Origin of the sequence: Aeromonas caviae, from assembly GCF_000819785.1 — a bacterium.
Classification (GTDB): domain Bacteria; phylum Pseudomonadota; class Gammaproteobacteria; order Enterobacterales; family Aeromonadaceae; genus Aeromonas; species Aeromonas caviae.
Genome location: NZ_CDBK01000014.1, coordinates 39855 through 59107, shown reverse-complemented (window position 1 = coordinate 59107; position 19253 = coordinate 39855). Strand labels below are relative to the sequence as shown.

The 19253-nt window shown below is 62.3% G+C and carries 15 protein-coding genes and 2 pseudogenes; 13 read left to right on the top strand and 4 right to left on the bottom strand.

The genetic code is table 11. The features are described 5' to 3' along the window. Window positions 1-7: 7 nt before the first annotated feature. The 10 genes and pseudogenes from BN1120_RS01570 (at window position 8) to BN1120_RS01530 (ending at window position 10454) form a co-directional block, all read left to right on the top strand. On the top strand, window positions 8-376 hold the full coding sequence (locus BN1120_RS01570) for a hypothetical protein (RefSeq protein ID WP_042014461.1): 369 nt from the start codon (window positions 8-10) through the stop codon (window positions 374-376). 106 nt (window positions 377-482) lie between these two features. Further along, window positions 483-866: pseudogene (locus tag BN1120_RS21940) on the top strand (PAS domain-containing protein); the annotation flags it as partial. Between the two features lie 96 nt (window positions 867-962). Beyond that, a pseudogene (locus BN1120_RS01565) lies at window positions 963-2270 on the top strand (putative bifunctional diguanylate cyclase/phosphodiesterase); the annotation flags it as partial. Window positions 2271-2445: 175 nt separating this feature from the next. Continuing rightward, window positions 2446-4392 (top strand): acetate--CoA ligase, encoded by a 1947-nt coding sequence (acs, locus tag BN1120_RS01560; RefSeq protein ID WP_042014457.1) that lies wholly within the window; start codon window positions 2446-2448, stop codon window positions 4390-4392. A gap of 283 nt (window positions 4393-4675) precedes the next feature. Next, window positions 4676-5125 carry a type II 3-dehydroquinate dehydratase gene (aroQ, locus tag BN1120_RS01555; protein ID WP_039040307.1) on the top strand — a complete coding sequence of 150 codons (450 nt, stop codon included), beginning with the start codon at window positions 4676-4678 and terminating at the stop codon, window positions 5123-5125. A 36-nt stretch (window positions 5126-5161) separates the two neighbouring features. Further along, window positions 5162-5623, top strand: a complete 462-nt coding sequence (accB, locus tag BN1120_RS01550; protein WP_010675405.1) for an acetyl-CoA carboxylase biotin carboxyl carrier protein — start codon at window positions 5162-5164, stop codon at window positions 5621-5623. Between the two features lie 15 nt (window positions 5624-5638). Next, on the top strand, window positions 5639-6979 hold the full coding sequence (gene accC / locus BN1120_RS01545; RefSeq protein ID WP_039040308.1) for an acetyl-CoA carboxylase biotin carboxylase subunit: 1341 nt from the start codon (window positions 5639-5641) through the stop codon (window positions 6977-6979). Between the two features lie 267 nt (window positions 6980-7246). Continuing rightward, a complete protein-coding gene (locus tag BN1120_RS01540; RefSeq protein ID WP_039040309.1) occupies window positions 7247-7495 on the top strand; it encodes a YhdT family protein in 249 nt (82 codons plus the stop codon). Next, entirely contained in the window at window positions 7485-8942 is a 1458-nt protein-coding gene (gene panF / locus BN1120_RS01535) for a sodium/pantothenate symporter (protein WP_042014456.1), read from the top strand. Before BN1120_RS01540 ends, panF begins: the two co-directional genes overlap by 11 nt. A gap of 87 nt (window positions 8943-9029) precedes the next feature. Then, window positions 9030-10454 (top strand): PTS transporter subunit EIIC, encoded by a 1425-nt coding sequence (locus BN1120_RS01530; RefSeq protein ID WP_042014455.1) that lies wholly within the window; start codon window positions 9030-9032, stop codon window positions 10452-10454. On the opposite strand, the gene BN1120_RS01525 is transcribed toward BN1120_RS01530, so the two are convergent. After that, window positions 10455-11327, bottom strand: a complete 873-nt coding sequence (locus BN1120_RS01525; RefSeq protein ID WP_042014452.1) for a LysR family transcriptional regulator — start codon at window positions 11325-11327, stop codon at window positions 10455-10457. It lies immediately after the preceding gene. Window positions 11328-11427: 100 nt separating this feature from the next. Between BN1120_RS01525 and BN1120_RS01520 the strand changes: the two genes are divergently transcribed. The 3 genes from BN1120_RS01520 (at window position 11428) to BN1120_RS01510 (ending at window position 14830) form a co-directional block, all read left to right on the top strand. After that, entirely contained in the window at window positions 11428-12444 is a 1017-nt protein-coding gene (locus BN1120_RS01520; RefSeq protein WP_042014451.1) for a zinc-binding alcohol dehydrogenase family protein, read from the top strand. Between the two features lie 530 nt (window positions 12445-12974). Next, window positions 12975-13853 (top strand): 50S ribosomal protein L11 methyltransferase, encoded by an 879-nt coding sequence (gene prmA, locus BN1120_RS01515; protein ID WP_042014450.1) that lies wholly within the window; start codon window positions 12975-12977, stop codon window positions 13851-13853. A gap of 428 nt (window positions 13854-14281) precedes the next feature. Continuing rightward, window positions 14282-14830, top strand: coding sequence for a sugar O-acetyltransferase (locus tag BN1120_RS01510; RefSeq protein ID WP_042014449.1), 549 nt, complete (start codon window positions 14282-14284; stop codon window positions 14828-14830). A 20-nt stretch (window positions 14831-14850) separates the two neighbouring features. Here the strand turns inward: BN1120_RS01510 and BN1120_RS21900 are convergent, their stop codons facing one another. The 3 genes from BN1120_RS21900 to BN1120_RS01490 all read right to left on the bottom strand — a co-directional run bounded on the left by BN1120_RS21900 (window position 14851) and on the right by BN1120_RS01490 (window position 19152). Next, window positions 14851-15930 carry a methyl-accepting chemotaxis protein gene (locus tag BN1120_RS21900; protein WP_041215688.1) on the bottom strand — a complete coding sequence of 360 codons (1080 nt, stop codon included), beginning with the start codon at window positions 15928-15930 and terminating at the stop codon, window positions 14851-14853. A 538-nt stretch (window positions 15931-16468) separates the two neighbouring features. Further along, entirely contained in the window at window positions 16469-17017 is a 549-nt protein-coding gene (locus BN1120_RS01495; RefSeq protein ID WP_010675416.1) for an NAD(P)H nitroreductase, read from the bottom strand. 107 nt (window positions 17018-17124) lie between these two features. After that, on the bottom strand, window positions 17125-19152 hold the full coding sequence (locus tag BN1120_RS01490) for an NADPH-dependent 2,4-dienoyl-CoA reductase (RefSeq protein WP_042014552.1): 2028 nt from the start codon (window positions 19150-19152) through the stop codon (window positions 17125-17127). Window positions 19153-19253 lie beyond the last annotated feature (101 nt).

The window sequence follows — 19253 nt, the reverse complement described above, 5'->3', positions numbered from 1 at the left end:
GCCCGGCATGAAGACAGCCCTGCTTCTTATCGCATGCTGGCTGCTGGCCCTGATCCCGCTGGATCAGGGTCTCACTCCCCTCGTTACGCTGCTGTTCAACCCAGACCGCGCGCTCTACGGCACCGCCCAGCTCACCGGCTTTGCCGGCATCCTGCTGACCCTCTACCTCGCCAATCTCGGGGTGGAAGTGGTGCTGCGTCGCCGTTTCCAGATAGCGGGCATGTTGGCCCTGCTCGCCGCCTGGGCAGATTTCATCAACAGCAGCGGCACCGAGAGCCACTGGCTGGTGCTCTACGCCATGGCGTTGCCGTTTCATCTGGTGGGCTGGCTGGTGTTCGTTCGCGGGATCCAGGCATTTGGCCGCCAGAAAGGCTGACATCTCGTTGATTTCACACCCTTCTCACACTTTCTTTCTCTCCTGACACTTCCTGCCATACTGACACAGTCGTCCTAATGACAAAGCAATCAATTCAGGAGCCTCCATGGAAAAAGTGCTGCCCGAATCGGTTCCGACACGGCATTTGTCAGGCCCGCTCTCTCCCTACGAGTTGCAACAGCTGTTCGCCCAGGCGCCCGTCGGGATTGGGGTCTTCGATCACGAATTCAGGTGTCGCGACGTCAACGGACGCTTTGCCGAACTGACCGGCCTCGCGCGGGCAGAGCACCCGGGCAAGACGCTGTTCGACATTGTCCCTGCCCAGACTCCCCAGCTGCTCCCGCTGTTTCAACAACTGCGACAAGGGGCCCCCCGATGCGCATTTGAGGTGGAGACGGTCGGTCTCTCCCGCGCGGCCTCCCCCGCACGCTGGCAAGTGAGCGTCAGCTCCGTGCTGGATGAGGAGGGCACCTTCAGCGGCATCTTCCTCGTGATGAGGGAGTCCGTACAGACAAGCACCCACCTCGACGCACCCGCGTCCCCCGGCCTGCAGGAGATGACCCACCTTCATGCACTGCGTCTCTATCAGGCCGAAGCCCGCTTGCAGCACCTCTCCTATTACGATCCTCTCACCGATCTCGGCAATCGCCATCTGCTGCAAGAGCGCCTCACTCTGGAGATAGAGACGGCCAGGGTGAACCGCCACGTCCTGGCGCTGCTGTTCATCGATCTCGACGGCTTCAAACTCATCAACGACAACCTGGGGCAAAGTGCCGGCGATCTGCTGCTCAAGCTGTCGGCAGACCGCATTCGCCACTGCCTGCGCCCCGGAGACATCGCCATCCGGCTGGGGGCAGACGAATTTCTGGTGTTGCTGCCCGCCATCAGAGACACCCAGGATCTGCTGGGTCTCATCGAGGGGTTGCAACGCAGGCTGCACGATCCCGCCGACATCGGCCAGGAGCGGGTGAGGCTCTCCGCCAGCATCGGCATCTCCCTCTATCCGGAGCATGGCCAGACCCCGGACAGCCTTATCAGCGCGGCGGACAACGCCATGCATGAAGCCAAGCGCCGTGGCCGCAACGGCTATCTGTTCCACTCCCCCGACATGACGGCACAGACCAGGGAGCGGATGCTGCTGGAGCAGGGATTGCTCAAGGCCATTGAGCAGCAAGAGTTTCGCCTGCTCTACCAACCCATGACGGATCTGGCGGATGGTCATCTCAGCGGCCTGGAGGCCCTGATCCGATGGCAGCATCCCAGCCTTGGCATGATATCCCCGGACCGTTTCATTCCGGTGGCAGAGGAGTGCGGTCTCATCGAACCGCTGGGCGAATGGGTGATGCGCACCGCCTGCCGGCAAGGGCAGCAGTGGCTGGCCGAAGGGCTCGCCGTGCCCAGGCTCTCGGTCAATGTGTCGGTCAGGGAGATGCGCTCCCACGACTACGTGGAGCGGGTGACAGCCATTCTGGCCGAGACCGGTTTTCCTGCCGAGCGGCTGGAGATCGAGGTGACCGAGAGCATCATCCAGAGCGTGGATCACAGTCTGCGGCTCTTCACCCGTCTCAAGGCGCTGGGGGTGCAGATCGCCATCGACGACTTCGGCACCGGTTTCTCCTCCCTGAGCCTGCTCAGGAGCCTGCCCATCGATCGCATCAAGATAGACAGGGCCTTCGTCCAGGCGTTGCCCGACGACAAGCACAGCCGCGAGCTGTGCCGGACCATAGTCCAGCTGGCCAGTTCCCTCGGCATGGCCGTCACGGCGGAAGGGATAGAAACCCAGCCCCAGCGCCAGTTCCTGCAATCCCTGCGTTGCGAAGAGGGACAGGGCTACCTGTTCAGCCATCCCCTGCCAGAACCCAGCCTGCCTCCCCTGCTCCCCCTCCGCCATTGAGCCTTGGCCGCGCCACCACGAAAGCAAAGAAGGGAGCCCATGGCTCCCTTCTTTGCCCTCAACGTGTCCTCTCACCTGCTAACTTCGTCGCTATCCAAAAGTCTAATTGCCCTCGGGAACCAAAGGTATAAGTTGTTACTCAATCATTAAGAAAATGTATTCACAGGAGTGAGAGATGAGCGAGAGCAAGGTCTACCCGGTCAAGGCCCACATCGGCAACGGCGCCCTGCTGGACAAGGAAGGTTATGAAGCCATGTATCAAGCGTCGGTGCAGGATCCGGACGCCTTCTGGGGGGAGCAGGGCAAGATCCTTGACTGGATGACCCCCTACACCCGCGTCAAGAACACCTCCTACGATCCGGGCCACGTCTCCATCAAGTGGTATGAGGATGGTCTGCTCAACGTCTCGGCCAACTGCCTGGATCGTCATCTGAGCGAGCGCGGCGACAAGGTCGCCATCATCTGGGAAGGGGACAACCCAGCTGAAGATCGCAAGATCACCTATCGCGAACTGCACGCCGAAGTGTGCAAGTTTGCCAACGTGCTCAAAGCCCAGGGGGTCAAGCGTGGCCACATGGTCTGCCTTTATATGCCCATGGTGCCGGAGGCGGCCATCGCCATGCTGGCCTGTACCCGCATCGGGGCCGTGCACAGCATCGTCTTCGGCGGCTTCTCGCCGGAGGCGCTCTCGGGCCGCATCATCGACTCCGGCGCCTCCGTCGTCATCACCGCCGATGAGGGGTTGCGAGGCGGTCGCCCCATCCCCCTCAAGAAGAACGTGGATGAGGCCCTTACCCACACGGATACCAAGGTCAGCAAGGTGATCGTCCTCAAGCGCACCGGTGGCAACGTGGCCTGGCACGATCACAGAGACATCTGGTGGCATGATGCGGTCAACGCCGCCAGCCCGGATTGTCCGCCCGAAGCCATGGGCGCCGAAGATCCCCTGTTCGTGCTCTACACCTCCGGCTCCACCGGCAAACCCAAGGGTGTGCTGCACACCACGGGCGGCTATCTGGTCTATGCAGCCCTCACCTTCAAATACGTGTTCGATTACCACGAAGAGGACATCTACTGGTGTACCGCCGACGTGGGCTGGGTCACCGGTCACTCCTATCTGGTCTACGGGCCGCTGGCCAACGGCGCCACCACCGTCATGTTCGAAGGGGTGCCCAATTACCCGGCCACCAACCGCATGAGTCAGGTGGTGGACAAACACCAGGTCACCATCCTCTATACCGCCCCCACCGCCATTCGCGCACTGATGGCCAAGGGCAAGGAGGCTGTCGAAGGCACTTCCCGCACCAGCCTGCGCATCATGGGGTCGGTGGGTGAACCCATCAACCCGGAAGCCTGGGAGTGGTACTACCGCACCATCGGCGACGAGCGCTGCCCCATCGTCGACACCTGGTGGCAGACCGAGACCGGCGGCATCCTCATCACTCCGCTGCCCGGCGTCACCGCGCTCAAGCCCGGCTCGGCCACCCGTCCCTTCTTCGGAGTACAGCCTGCTCTGGTGGACAACCTGGGTGAGCCGCTGGAGGGCGCCACCGAGGGCAACCTGGTGATCACCGACTCCTGGCCCGGCCAGATGCGTACCGTGTTCGGCGATCACGAGCGCTTCGAGCAGACCTACTTCTCCACCTTCCCGGGTCGCTACTTCACCGGCGACGGTGCCCGTCGCGACGAGGACGGCTACTACTGGATCACCGGCCGGGTGGATGATGTACTCAACGTCTCCGGCCACCGCATGGGCACCGCCGAAATCGAGTCCGCTCTGGTGGCCCATCCGAAGATCGCCGAAGCGGCGGTGGTGGGCGTTCCCCACGAGATCAAGGGACAGGGCATCTACGCCTATGTCACCCTGATCGCCGGGGAAGAGCCGAGCCGCGAGCTGCACAAGGAAGTGAAGGAGTGGGTGCGCAAGGAGATTGGCGCCATCGCGACCCCGGACGTGATCCACTGGGCAGAGGGGCTGCCCAAGACCCGTTCCGGCAAGATCATGCGGCGCATATTGCGCAAGATCGCCACCGGCGAAACCGACAGCCTGGGGGATATCTCCACCCTGGCGGATCCGGGGGTCGTGGACAAGCTGATCCGCGAGAAGTCGGAAGCGGCGTGAGTCTCTTCCCTACGTCAACAGAGCCGGCCACGTGCCGGCTTTGTTGTCTTCGGGATCCGGACAGGGCAGAGTTCGGTGGCAGGCAGGGCTTGCGGGCAAACCAGGCCAATAAATAGCCAGATGTAGAGATTAGACCAGTAAAATGCTGCTAATTTTCACGAAATCAATATAATTGCGAAATCTGTGTGTCAGGGCACACCGATTTGTGCAAAAATTGGCTAGATTTTTGGTAGTCCAAAGATAGCTGATAGATAGCAGCATAATCATCGAGGATGTACTCAATATGTCGCAACATCACCGAATCCTCCTGCTTAACGGCCCCAATCTGAATCTGCTGGGCAAGCGGGAACCGGGAATCTACGGCAGCAAGACGCTCGATGAGATCGTCGCCGATCTGACGCGCAGCGCCAGCGAACTCGGTGTCACCCTGGAACATCTGCAATCCAATGCCGAGCACGAGCTGATCGGCCGCATCCATCAGGCCATGGGCCAGGTGGATTTCATCATCATCAATCCCGCCGCCTTCACCCATACCAGCGTTGCCCTGCGCGATGCCCTGCTGGGTGTGGCCATCCCCTTTATCGAGGTTCACCTGTCAAACGTTCATGCCAGGGAGCCCTTCCGTCATCACTCCTATCTGTCTGATGTCGCCAAGGGGGTGATCTGCGGGTTGGGTGCCGATGGTTACCAATTCGCTTTAACCGCGGCCGTGCATCAGTTGCGCGCGGCTTGATAATCACTGATCAGATAAAGAAGAAAGAGAATGCTAATGGATATCCGCAAAATCAAGAAGCTGATTGAACTGGTTGAAGAGTCCGGCATCGCCGAGCTGGAAATCTCCGAAGGGGAAGAGTCCGTTCGCATCAGCCGTAATTTCTCCGGCCAGGTTAGCGTTGCCCCGCAGATGATCATGCCCCAGGCCGCAGCTCAGGTTGCCGCACCGGTTGCCGCTGCTCCGGCAGCAGCCGCTGCACCTGCTGCCGATGCCGCCCCGAGCGGTCATCTGATGCGCTCCCCCATGGTGGGCTCCTTCTACCGCTCCTCCAGCCCGGAAGCCAAGCCGTTCGTGGAAGTCGGTCAGCACGTCAATGTCGGCGACACCCTGTGCATCGTCGAAGCCATGAAAATGATGAACCAAATCGAGTCTGACAAGGCCGGCGTGATCAAAGCGATCCTGGTTGAAAATGGTCAGGCCGTCGAGTTTGACGAGCCGCTGTTCATCATCGAATAAGGGAAAATGCCACCCATGTTGGACAAAGTAGTCATCGCCAACCGCGGTGAAATTGCCCTGCGGATCCTGCGCGCCTGCAAAGAGCTCGGGATCAAGACAGTGGCCGTTCACTCCACTGCCGATCGGGAGCTCAAGCATGTGCTCCTGGCGGACGAAACCATCTGCATCGGCAAACCTGCCAGCGGTGAGTCCTACCTCAATGTGCCGGCCATCATCGCCGCCGCCGAGGTGACCGGTGCCGTCGCCATCCACCCGGGCTACGGCTTCCTCTCCGAGAATGCCGACTTCGCCGAAGTGGTCGAGAAATCCGGCTTCATCTTCATCGGCCCGCGCGCCGAGACCATTCGCCTGATGGGTGACAAGGTCTCCGCCATCGAGGCGATGAAGAAGGCGGGCGTGCCCTGCGTACCCGGCTCCGACGGCCCGGTGGACAACGATGCCAAGCGCAACGCCGCCATCGCCAAGCGGATCGGGTATCCGGTGATCATCAAGGCCGCCGGTGGCGGTGGTGGTCGCGGCATGCGCGTGGTGCGCAACGAGGCCGAACTGGCCTCCGCCATCGCGCTGACCAAATCCGAAGCGGGCCAGTTCTTCAAGAACGACATGGTCTACATGGAGAAGTACCTGGAGAACCCGCGCCACATCGAGATCCAGGTGCTGGCTGACGGTCAGGGTACCGCCCTCTATCTGGGTGAGCGGGACTGCTCCATGCAGCGCCGTCACCAGAAGGTCGTGGAAGAGGCGCCGGCCCCCGGCATCACCGAGGAGATGCGCAAGTTCATCGGTGAGCGCTGTGTGCGCGCCTGTCTCGAGATCGGCTACCGCGGTGCGGGTACCTTCGAGTTCCTGTACGAGAACGGCGAGTTCTATTTCATCGAGATGAACACCCGTATCCAGGTGGAACATCCGGTCACCGAGATGGTCACCGGCGTCGACCTCATCAAGGAGCAGCTGCGCATTGCCGCCGGTCAGCCCCTGTCGATCACCCAGCAGGACATCCGCATCCGTGGCCATGCCATCGAGTGCCGGATCAATGCCGAAGATCCGGCCACCTTCCTGCCCTCTCCCGGTCTCATCCAGCGCTTCCACGCGCCGGGCGGCCTGGGCGTGCGCTGGGAATCCCACATCTATGCGGGTTACAAGGTCCCCCCCTACTACGACTCCATGATCGGCAAGCTGATCTGCTACGGGGAGAACCGCGACGTGGCCATCGCCCGCATGCGCCACTCCCTCGACGAGCTGGTGGTAGAAGGGATCAAGACCAACATCGCCCTGCAAAAAGAGATCATGAAGGACGAAAACTTCCAGCACGGTGGCACTAACATCCACTACCTGCACAAGAAGTTGGGTCTGTAATGGCTTGAGGCCCGACCCATTGAGCAAGGTGGCCGCATGAGCAGCCACTACCTGCACAAGAAGCCGGGTCTGTAATGGCTTGAGGCCCGGCCCATTGAGCACGGTGGCAACACGAGCAGCCACCACCTGCACAAGAAGTCGGGTCTGCAAAGACCCCTTTCATCGGGATATTGCGCGATCCACCCGGATCGCCAACGTAAAAAAGGGCCATGGCGACATGGCCCTTTTTTGTTATTCTTGCGCCCCGCTCACTCGTCGGAGGCCACAGTGAACCGTTTCGCACTCGCCCGTCGGGAAGCAGCCTTCTGCCTGCTGCTGACCCTGCTCTACTTTGTCGCCTGGTATGGCTCGGCTTATTTCATCCCCGAGGATCTCGAGCTGTGGGACCTGCCTCTCTGGTTCCTGCTCAGTTGCATCCTGATGCCGCTGCTGTTCATCGGCCTCTGCGCCCTCATGGTGGATCGCCTGTTCGTCGATATTCCCCTGGATAGCGAGGTACCACCCCATGAATCTTGAGCTGATGCTGCCGCTCTGCATCTACCTGGTGCTGGTACTGGGGGTCGGTTTCTGGGCCAGTCGCCACCGGACCGGCGGCAACTTCATGCAGGAGTACTTCATCGGTAACCGCAGCATGGGGGGGCTGGTGCTCGCCATGACCCTGGTGGCCACTTATACCTCTGCATCGTCCTTCATCGGCGGGCCGGGTGCCGCCTACAAGGTCGGCCTCGGCTGGGTGCTACTGGCGATGATCCAGCTGCCCACCGTCTGGCTCACCCTGGGGGTGCTTGGCAAGAAGTTCGCCATCATCGCCCGCCGGGTCAACGCGGTGACCATCAACGACATGCTGTGGGCCCGCTACCAGAGCAGGGCGGTGGTCGTGCTGGGCTCGGTCACCATCATCCTCGCCTTCATTGCCACCATGGTGGTGCAGTTCATCGGCGGCGCCCGCCTGCTGGAAACGGCGACCGGCCTCAGCTATCAGCAGGGGCTCTTCCTGTTTGCCAGTTGCGTGCTGCTCTACACGGTGATCGGCGGCTTTCGCGCCGTGGTGATGACGGATGCCCTGCAGGGCATCGTCATGCTCATCGGCACTGGCGCCCTGCTGGCGGGCATCCTCATCGCCGGTGACGGGTTGCCGAATCTTGTCCACCAGCTCAAGGAGATAGATCCCAAGCTGGTGAGCCCCCAGGGGGCCGGCGACATGCTGACCCAGCCCTTCATGCTGAGCTTCTGGGTGCTGGTCTGCATCGGGGTGGTGGGCTTGCCCCACTCGGCGCTGCGCTGCTTTGGCTACCGGGACAGCAAGGCGCTGCACCGGGGCATCCTCATCGGCACCATCGTCTGCGCCCTGCTGATGTTCGGCATGCACCTGGCCGGGGCGCTGGGCCGCGCCATCCTGCCCGGCATGGACAGCCCGGACAAGATCATGCCCTCCCTGATGATGGAGGTGCTCCCCCCCTGGCTGGCCGGGGTCTTCCTGGCCGCCCCCATGGCGGCCATCATGTCCACCATCGACTCCCAGCTGATCCAGGCCTCCGCCACCCTGGTGAAAGATCTCTACCTCAATTACCTCAACCCCAGGCAGGAGAAGCTGGAGGTCCGGGTGCCGCGCCTCTCCCTGCTCTGCACCCTGATCCTCGGTACCCTGGTGCTGCTGGCGGCGCTCCAGCCCCCCGAGATGATCATCTGGCTCAACCTGCTCGCCTTCGGCGGCCTGCAGGCGGTCTTCCTCTGGCCCCTGGTGCTCGGTCTCTACTGGTCCAGGGCCAACGGCCCGGGAGCCCTGGCCAGCATGGTCTGCGGCATCCTCTGTTACGGCACCTTGAGCCAGTGGGGGATCAAGGTGGCCGGCCTGCACGCCATCGTCCCGAGCCTGGCCCTTGGCCTGGCGGCCTTTGTTCTTGTCAGCCTGCTCACTCCTGCCCCGGATCAGCGTGTCCGTCGATTGTTTGATCAAAATTAAGAAAAGGATCAATAAAGGAAGGCTCGCCTATTCCCAAATGGGGGCTCACGGGTAAAATGTGCGCCACGTCACAAATACCGTGCCCCCATGCCAGTCCAGAACGCCAGAAAGATCCTGACCCAGTCCTTGCTGCGCCTCGGCTATGCCCTGTTGCTGCCCGTCTCCATCCTGCCCCTGGCCGCCCTGCTCCACCGGCTCGGCCAGCCGGACGTGCTGGATCTCGCCGTGCTCTCCCTCGCCGGTCGCGCCCTGTTCAGCCAGATGCCGCTCATCTATGCGGTGGCCATCGCCTTCGGGTTGAGTCGCCAGGGGCAAGGAGCTCAGGCGCTCGCCGGTGCGGTCAACTTCCTGCTGCTGAGCTCGGCGCTGGGCACCCTGGTGCCCGGGCTGCATGCGGACATGATCTGCGGCCTGCTGGCCGGGCTCGTCACCGCCATGGTCTGCTCCCGGGCCCGCGCTCTGCGGCTGCCGGGCTGGTTGCGCCCCCTGCAGGAAGATCTGCCGGGCATGTTGCTCTCGGCGCTGGCCTGCCTGCTGCTGGTGATCCCCCTCTCCATCCTCTGGCCGCTGCTGGAACAGGGGCTCACCCTGCTCGCCTCCGATCTGCTCACCACGCCATTTGGCGCCTTCTGCTACGGCGTGCTGAACCGGCTGCTGATCCCCCTCGGTCTGCACCAGGTGCTGGGCAGCCTCATCGGGCTCGGGGAGAGCAACCAGCAAGCCCTCTCGACCGCCCAGCCACTGCATGAAGGCTATGTGGCCGGGCTCTATCCGGTCATCATGTTCGGCCTGCCCGGCGCCTGTTTTGCCATCTGGATCCATCGCCAGCGGATGCAGCAACTGCCCCAGGGAGGGCTGCTGCTCACCCTGGCGCTCACCTCGGCACTGGTGGGCATCACGGAGCCCATCGAGTTCCTGTTTGCCTTCACCGCTCCCTGGCTGTTTCTGGCCCATGCCCTGCTGACCGGGCTGTCGCTGGCCATCTGCAGCGGGCTCGACATCCAGGTGGGCAGCTACTTTTCCGCCGGATTGCTGGATCTGGTGCTGAGCTACCACGCCGGTCTGCACAGCTTCTGGCTCATCCCCCTGGGCATCCTCTTCTTCGTCGTCTATACCCTGCTCTTCTCCCGGCTGCTGGAACACGCCCCCCTCAGTCTGCCGGGCAAGCCTATCACCGAGGATCTCTCTCGGCTCGCGACCGTGGCCCCCACCGATCCCCAGATGCTGGCTATCCAGTACCTCAAGATGCTGGGGGGCATGGACAACCTGCAGGCCATGAGCGTCTGCCTGACCCGCCTCAGCCTGCGGGTTCGCGACATGGCCCTGGTGGATCAATCCTGCCTGGCCAGACTGGGCTGCCTCTCCTGGATCGTGCTCAACGAACATCAGCTGGTGCTGGTGCTCGGCCCCCATGCCGGCCTCATCGAAGGGCAGATCCGCATGCTGGCGGAACGCCAGTCGGTCCCGCTCGGTCTCGAACCGGCTCAGGCTCCCCTTGGCCAGCACCAGTGATCAGGCAAAGGGAAGACGCTCGGCCACGAAGTCCATCAGGCTGCGAAGGGCGGGGGCCAGGTGTTCCCGGCTCGGGTAGATGAGATAGAAGGGGTTCACCGGAACCAGGAGATCCGGCAGCACCTTGAGCAGTCGCCCCGCCGCCAGATCGTCGCCGCAGACATGGGCCGGCAGCAGGGCAATCCCCCCGTCATGGAGTGCCAGCTCCCGCAGCGCCAGCAGGCTGTTACTCTGGCAGGCCCCGCGAGGGCGCCAGCCCCCTTCCTGCAATGGCCACACCGGCAAGGAGCCATGTACCAGGCAGGCGTGTCCGGCCAGCTCCGAGAGCTGGAGCGGCGTCCCGTTGGCCGCCAGGTAACCGGGAGATGCCACCAGATGGCGCGCCACCTGGCCGATGCGCCGGCAGATGAGGCTGGAATCTTTCAGCGGCGCTGCCCGCAGCGCCAGATCGTAACCTTCCCCCACCAGATCCAGCTGTTCATCGCAAAGGGTCAGCTCCAGCACCACCTCGGGGTAGAGGGCGCGAAATTCGGCCAGTATCCGGCCAAGCAGCAAGGTTCCCGTGGCTTCGGGAGCAGTGATCCGCACCCGCCCTCCAGGAGCCGCGCGCAACCGCGCCATCGCCAGATTGGCGCTGCGCGCCAGTGCCAGCAGCTCCTGACAATGGGCCACATAGACCTCCCCCTGGGGCGTCAGGCTGAGCCTGCGGGTGGTGCGTTGCAGCAACCTCACCCCTAGCCGGGATTCGAGGCGCGAGATCTTCTGGCTCACCGAGGACTTGGGCATCCCGAGCACCTCGGCCGCCCCGGTGAAGCTCCCCTGCTCCACCACGGTGGCGAACAGCCCCATCAACTCCAGTTCGACATTGTTCATTTATTCAAACAGTCTTTACCAATTACCCATCTTAATCTTGATAATCATCCAGACTAGAGTGAGTGGCAATCCCGAACACTGCTATTTGAAAGGAAAAGCCATGAAAGCCATCGCCCTGACTCACTATCTGCCAAGCAACCACCCCCACTGCTTCATCGAGAGCGATCTGCCCGATCCGACACCGGGCCCGCGGGATCTGCTGGTACGGGTCAACGCCACCTCCATCAATCCGGTCGACACCAAGGTACGCGCCCCCAAGGACAAGGTCGAAAGCAGCCCCCGCGTGCTGGGCTGGGACGCCGTGGGCGAGGTGATCGCCGTCGGTAGCGACGTCACCCTGTTCAAGGCCGGTGACAGGGTCTGGTATGCAGGCGACATCAGCCGCCCGGGCAGCAACAGCGCCCTGCAACTGGTGGACGAGCGGATTGCCGCGATCGCCCCAGTCACCCTGACCGATCTGGAAGCCGCCGCCCTGCCGCTCACCGCCATCACCGCCTGGGAAACCCTGTTCGAGCGCATGAGCCTCACCCGCGAAAGCACCGGGCGACTGCTGATCATCGGGGGCGCCGGCGGGGTCGGTTCCATCGCCATCCAGCTCGCCCGCCAGCTCACCGACATGGAGGTGATCGCCACCGCATCGCGCCCAGAAACCCGGGAATGGTGCCTGGACATGGGGGCCCACCAGGTGGTGAGCCATCACCATCTGCAGGCGGAGCTCAAGGCACTCGGCATCAGCGAGGTGGATGCCATCTTCTGCACCAACGCCACCGAGCAGCACTGGAACACCATGGCCAGCCTCATCCGTCCGTTTGGTCACATCTGCACCATCGCCGAGTCCAGTGAACCCTGGGATCTGGGTCTGCTCAAACCCAAGAGCGTCACCTTCAGCCAGGAGTTCATGTTTACCCGCTCCCTGTTCCAGACCCCGGACATGATCGAGCAGCACAACCTGCTCGGCCGGGTCGCGGCCCTGATCGATGAAGGGGTGCTCAAGACCACCCTCAGCAAGGTGGTGCCCGAACTGACGCCCCTCACCCTGGCCCGGGCTCATGCCGAGCTGGAAGCGGGTCGCATGGTGGGCAAGCTGGTGATCGACATGAGCGGTTTCCATCGCTGAGGCGCCGCCAGAGCGGGTATCGTCGTCCTGACTATTCCCTTATAGGTAAATAAATGCACCATCATGGGGTGAAATCACCAGTGACAAGCCCCAAGAGTGCACAGCCCCGCAGGTGACCTTTGTCCCTGACGGGGCATCTCCCCCGAAAAAACCATAAAAAAGAGGCCATCCCGTCGGGATGGCCCTAAAAACCTGAACGTTGGGGTAACAATCACACACATATCCTTATGCAGGACATCTGTAACTTTGCAGATAGCGTGCCAATCTCTGCTTTTCCCTCCCAATTAACCGCTTTCAGCGCACCGGCATAAAAAAAGCCACCCGAAGGTGGCTGAAAAAAGATGACGGAACTTCATAGAGCAAAGCATTCAGCGGGAACAAGTTGCTTCCCGTCACCCATGAAGGAATACATTAACCGTGCCAACTTGGCAGAGTTACCTCCCTTCCCCATGAGGCCATGGTCAAACCACGACAGCACGGGCCCATGATGATAGAATCCCGCGGTTTCACATTTATGAAGAGCCGACGCCATGCCCTGGATACAAATTCGAATCAACGCCACTGCCAAGACCGCAGACAAGGTGAGCAACATGCTGCTGGGGCGTGGGGCCCAGGCGGTGACCTTTATGGATGCCAAGGATGTGCCCGTCTATGAGCCCATGCCCGGTGAAACCCCGCTCTGGGGCGAGACCGAAGTAATGGGACTGTTCGACGCCGAAACCGATCCGGCTCCCACCATCGCCTTCTTCCAGCAGATCTTCGGTAAAGACGTGGGCTACAAGGTGGAGCAACTGGAAGACAAGGACTGGGTGCGCGAGTGGATGGATCACTTCCACCCCATGCAGTTCGGCGAGCGGCTCTGGATCTGCCCGAGCTGGCGCGACGTGCCGAACCCCGATGCGGTCAACGTCATGCTGGACCCGGGCCTGGCCTTCGGCACCGGTACCCACCCCACAACGGCACTCTGCCTGCAGTGGCTGGACGGGCTGGATCTGGCCGGCAAAACCGTCGTCGACTTTGGTTGCGGCTCCGGCATCCTCGGCATCGCCGCCCTGAAACTGGGGGCTGCCCGGGTCATCGGCATCGATATCGATCCTCAGGCCATCCAGGCCAGCCGTGACAACGCCGAGCGAAATGGCGTTGCCGACCAGATCGAACTCTACCTGCCGGCGGATCAGCCGCAAGACGTCGAAGCGGACGTGGTGGTCGCCAACATCCTGGCCGGCCCGCTGCGGGAACTGGCGCCGCTTATCGCCGGCCACGGCAAGGCGGGCAGCCTGATGGCCCTCTCCGGCGTGCTGGAAAGCCAGGCGCCAGAGCTGGAGACCATCTATGGCCAGTGGTTCGAAATGGACCCGACTGCGGTGAAGGAAGAGTGGTGCCGCCTCTCCGGCCGCAAACTCGGCTGATAAGCAACAAGCCACGGCAGTTGCCAACCCATCAGCCGCACACTCGGCTGATAAGCAACAAGCCACGGTGGCTGCCAACCCATCGGCCGCAAACTCGGCTGATAAACAACAAGCCACGGCAGTTGCCAACCCATCGGCCGCAAACTCGGCTGATAAACAACAAGCCACGGCAGTTGCCAACCCATCGGCCGCAAACTCGGCTGATAAACAACAAGCCACGGCAGTTGCCAACCCATCAGCCGCACACTCGGCTGACAAGCAACAGGCCACAGCGGCAACACTTAGGTCGTTGAACGACAAGGGCACCCCAGGGTGCCCTTGTCGTTTCCGGACGCCCATTCTCCTTCTGCCCACTCTGGGGAGAGCCTCACGCTTCTCTGCCTCCCGATGGCTTATCCTCTCTTCCTCCACCCCATCGAGGCCCAGTCATGACCGAATACGAGAAGATGATCGCCAGCCAGCCTTACAACTGCATAGCGCCAGAGCTGGAGCTGTTGCGCCGGGAGACGGCCCGCCTGTACCGCCGCTTCAATCGCAGCGACGAGGAGGATGAACAACTGGCGCTGCTGCAGCAGATCGTCGGCGAGCTGGCCCAGGGTGCCTTCATCTGCCCGCCCCTCTACTGCACCTATGGCCGCCACATCCACCTTGGCAAGGGCAGCTACATCAACATGGGGGCCACCCTGCTGGACAATGCCCCCATTCGCATCGGCGCCGAGGTGATGATTGGGCCGAACGTGCAGATCTACACCGCCGCCCATGCGCTGGATGCCGATGAGCGCATTCAGGGGGTTGAGACGGCGCTGCCGGTCACCATCGAAGACAGGGTCTGGATAGGCGGCGGCGCCATTCTGCTGCCCGGTGTCACCATAGGGCGGGAAGCTGTTGTGGGCGCTGGAGCCGTGGTCACCAAAGACGTGCCAGCCGGTGCCAGGGTGGCAGGCAACCCGGCACGGCTGCTGCCAGTCAAAGGTTGAGCGGAAGGCCCGAGGCTCGCTCAGGCGCTTTCCAGCAAGCGGTCGATGCAGTGCACCACCTGCATGCTGGCGTTTTCCATGGTCTTGAGCTGCTCGACCATGCTTTTGATATCCCCCTGCTCGCGCGCGTGCAGGGCGGCCTTGCCGCTCTCGTGGACCCGTTTGTGGGGCCCGTCCAGTTCACGAAAGCCCGGCTTGTGGGCGAAGAGCTCCGCACCCTGCCCCTCGAAATACCATTTGCCCAGCCTGCACTGAGCGTGGTCGCTCACCGGCTCGTGAAAATGCTGCTGATCGATGAGCCGATAGATGGTGTTCTTCCAGACGGCGTGATCCAGCTTGGTGGTATTGAGGAAGGAGGTGGTGGCCGCACTGTGGATCACCTGCTGCATCCGGCCTGATTGTGCCAGCACCTGGGTCACCACCACATCGATCTGGGAGGAGGAGGTCGCCACCTCGGCGGCACTGGCCTGATTGTCATCGATGATGGACTTGATCTCCTGCGCCTGGGCCACTATCTGTCTGACCAGCACCTCGATCTGGCTGCTGGCCTCATGAGCCTTGCTCGCCAGCTGACGCACCTCATCGGCGACCACGGCGAATCCTCGACCAGCTTCACCAGCCCTGGCCGCCTCGATGGCCGCATTGAGTGCCAGCAGGTTGGTCTGATCCGAAATGCCCTGGATGGCGGTCACGAACTGGTTGATGGCGGATGTACTGGCATCGAGCTGATGGACGGCTGCGAGGCTGCGAGCCGCCTCATCCGTGATGGCATGGGCGCGACCGGAGAGACGAGTGATGGCGCCCCGGGTCTGGGCAAAGAGCTGATCCAGCTCGCAAAGCGCTCCCTTTTCAGCCATCAGGTGCTCGGCACTGCCGGCCAGCGCTTCCCGCACGCTCTGCAGCATCTCACCTCCCTGGTTCTGGCAGGAGATCACCTGATTGAAGAGATCGCCACGCTCCCGGCTGGTGCGCTGCATGTGCTCGTATTCACCGATGGTGGCACGCAATTCGGCCAGCTCGCTCTGGTGCTGCTGCTCTTTGAGAAGCATCGCCTCCCTGAGCTGTTGATTCTCTTTTTCAAGCTTGCGGTTGAACCACATATGGCCTCCGGATGGCAAAGGTGCGGACAGTCGACATTGAAGGGAAGCCTCTGGCTCTCTTGTCTCTGCCGATGCTGGCGGATCCCGGGCCGGATTTCACCTGCAAATGCAGGATATTTGACCCTGATCCTGATTCCAATCGAGGCCACATCAATGACTGTACAAAAGATCGCCGGAAAGAGACAGGGTGAGGTAGAGAAGAGGCGGAGGAGAAAGAACGCTGACGTGCCAGCCCTACAAAAAATGAAGCCCAATGTCATCAAGACGTTGGGCTCTAAAAAGGTGCTACGGAATTGCGACTCTCATCGCAGAAAATTAGAAGGGGTCACCTTCTAAACTGGCAGTGGGATAATAACGTGGCGCAAACGTTTTACATAGCGTAATAAACCAGGAGTGAGAAGAATCTCTCACAATTCAAAAAATGTCCGGCCAACCCCCTTCTACCCTCTTGGCAAGTGCGCATTTATCAGTACAGCCTGACGGCTTTGTCAGAAAACAAAAAAGCCCTGAATAATCAGGGCTTTTGGCGTTCTGTGCTTCAGAAGCTGCGCACGAAGTCCTGGATGGGCAACTCGCGCAGCTTGCGGGCCTCCAGCATGGGGGTGCCAAGGTAGAGGAAGCCCACCAGTTGATCCTCCGGTGCCAGCCCCAGTGCACCATGGATCTGCTCGTCGAAGATGAACCAGCCGGAGCGCCAGATGCCGTTGAAGCCCTGGGCCTGGGCCGCCATCTGCATCGCCATCAGGGCGCAACCGGCTGAGAGCTCCTGCTCCAGTTTCGGTACCTTGGGGTGCGCCTGATAACGGGTCGCCACCGCGATCACCAGGGGAGCACGCAGTGGCGCCGCGCGGCACTTCTCGACACTGTCCGCATCCTCGCCACGGGCATGGGCGGCATCGGCCAGCAATGTCCCCAGGCGCTCACGCCCCTCCCCTTCAAACAGGATGAACTGCCAGGGGGTCAGAGTGCCGTGATCCGGCGCCCGCAGCCCGGCCTTGAGGATATTGTCGAGCACTTCGCCACTCGGGGCAGGCTCGGCCAGACGACCACAGGAGTGGCGATTGAGTAACAGATGGAGGGCATCCATGGGGCAGTTCCTTGTCAAAGGCGATGATGGCGCTACCTTAGCACAGCACCAGATGAAGAAAACCCCTGAGGTTCAGGGGTTTGTCAGGATACGAAAGGGTCGGGAGGCTAGATGACGGCAGCCAGCTCCGCCCCTTGCCGGATGGCGCGTTTGGCATCCAGCTCGGCGGCCACGTCGGCACCGCCGATGATGTGCACCGGCTTGCCAGCGGCCTGCAGACCGGCCTGCAACTCCTTGAGGGGCTCCTGTCCGGCACAGATGATCACCTGATCCACCGGCAGGCACTGCTGCTGGTCGCTCACCTGGATATGAAGCCCGGCATCGTCGATACGCAGATACTGGACGCCGGAGAGCATCTGCACCTTGCGATTCTTGAGCACGGTGCGATGGATCCAGCCGGTGGTCTTGCCAAGGCCGTCGCCCACCTTGCTCTCCTTGCGCTGGAGCAACCAGATCTGGCGCTCGGGCGCATCGATTTCGGGGGTAGTCAGGCCGCCGCGCTCGCCGAGCTGCTTGTCGATGCCCCACTCCTTGAGCCAGTGATCGCGATGGCTTGCGGCATCTGGCGATCCTCTCTTCTCCACCAGGTATTCGGCCACGTCAAAGCCGATGCCGCCGGCGCCGATCACCGCCACCTTCTCGCCCACCGGCTTATGATCACGCAAGACATCGAGGTAGCTCAACACCTTGGGGTGCTCGATACCCGGGATATTGGGAGTGCGCGGGCGGATGCCGGTGGCGAGGATCACCTCGTCAAAACCGCCGCCCAAGAGGCTCTCGGCACTCTGGCGCTGGCCCAGATAGAGCTCGACGCCGCACTTCTCAAGCCGTTTGGCGAAGTAGCGCAGGGTCTCGTGAAACTCCTCCTTGCCCGGGATCTGCTTGGCAAAGTTGAACTGGCCGCCGATTTCGCTCGCCTGATCGAACAGGCTCACCTGATGGCCGCGCTCGGCGGCGTAGCAGGCAAACGCCAGCCCGGCAGGACCCGCCCCCACCACCGCCAGCTTCTTGGGCTGGGGCACCCGGCCAAACGTCAACTCGGTCTCGAAACAGGCGCGGGGATTGACCAGGCAGGAGGCACGCTTTTGCTTGAACACGTGGTCGAGGCAGGCCTGGTTGCAGGCGATGCAGGTATTGATCTCGTCCGCCCTGTCTTCAGCCGCCTTGATGACGAACTCGGGGTCTGCCAGGAAGGGGCGCGCCATGGAGACCATGTCCGCCTCCCCGCCCGCCAGGATGCGCTCCGCCACCTCAGGGGTGTTGATGCGGTTGGTGGTGATGAGGGGCACCTTGAGGTGCTTTTTCAGCTCGGCGGTCACCCAGCTGAAGGCACCGCGCGGCACGCTGGTGGCGATGGTGGGAATGCGCGCCTCGTGCCAGCCGATACCGGTGTTGATGAGGGTCACCCCCACCTGCTCCAGTGCCCGGCCAAGTGCGATCACTTCCTCAAGGGAGGATCCCTGCTCCACCAGGTCCAGCATGGAGAGGCGGAAGATGATGATGAAATCCGTGCCCACCCGCTCACGGATGGCGCGGACAATCTCCACCGGGAAGCGCATGCGGTTTTCACTGCTGCCGCCCCAGCCATCGGTGCGCTTGTTGGTACGCTCGCAGATGAACTGGTTGATGAGATAGCCTTCCGAGCCCATCACCTCGACCCCGTCATAACCGGCCGCCTTGGCCAGCGCCGCAGTGGCGGCGAAGTCGCGAATGGTGCCGCGGATCTGCCGCTCGCTCATGGCCCGCGGCTTGAACGGGGAGATGGGAGCCTTGAGGGCGCTCGGCGCCAGGCTGAACGGATGGTAGGCGTAGCGGCCCGCATGAAGGATCTGCAGCGCTATCTTGCCCCCTTCCCGGTGCACTGCCTCGGTCACCTTGCGGTGTTTGGCTACCTGCCAGGGAAAGCTCAGCTGGGAGCCGTGGGGCACCAGCCGCCCCCGCAAATTGGGGGCGATACCGCCGGTCACGATGAGACCGACCCCGCCACGGGCCCGCTCGCCATAGAAGGCGGCCAACTTGTCAAAGCCCCCCTTTTCCTCCTCGAGGCCGGTGTGCATGGACCCCATCAGTACGCGGTTGCGCAACTGGGTAAAACCCAGATCGAGGGGGGTCAGCAGCGTGGGATAACGGCTCATGATGCACTCCTTGTCGAGGTCGATGTGCACGGGGTCATGCTCCAGCCTTCCTGGCTGCCTCGGGTGACGGGCAGTAAAAAGAAGGGGTAGGTGGAGGTGGG